General features: G+C 55.6%; 2 rRNA genes. Both read left to right on the plus strand.

What is annotated here, in order from left to right:
• Positions 1–90: ribosomal RNA gene (locus tag ACGF49_RS25155) — 23S ribosomal RNA — on the plus strand; the annotation flags it as partial.
• Between the two features lie 110 nt (positions 91–200).
• Positions 201–288 (plus strand): 5S ribosomal RNA (gene rrf / locus ACGF49_RS25160); the annotation flags it as partial.

Genomic DNA, 288 nt, shown 5'->3' on the forward strand with positions numbered 1-288 from the left:
CGTTTAAGACGAAGACGTGGATAGGCTGGGTGTGTAAGCGCAGCGATGCATTGAGCTGACCAGTACTAATGAACCGAGAGGCTTAACCTTACAACACCGAAGGTGTTTTGGTGTCGGCAGGGCGTAGAGAGATAAATTTTCAGCTTGTTGCGAGATTGAACCGGGGGGGGAGGATTCCCGCCTGGAATAAACCGAATATGCCTGGCGGCGATAGCGCGGCGGTCCCACCTGACCCCATGCCGAACTCAGCAGTGAAACGCCGTAGCGCCGATGGTAGTGTGGGGTCTC

Source organism: Photorhabdus sp. RM96S, from assembly GCF_042879335.1.
Lineage (GTDB): Bacteria > Pseudomonadota > Gammaproteobacteria > Enterobacterales > Enterobacteriaceae > Photorhabdus > Photorhabdus kayaii.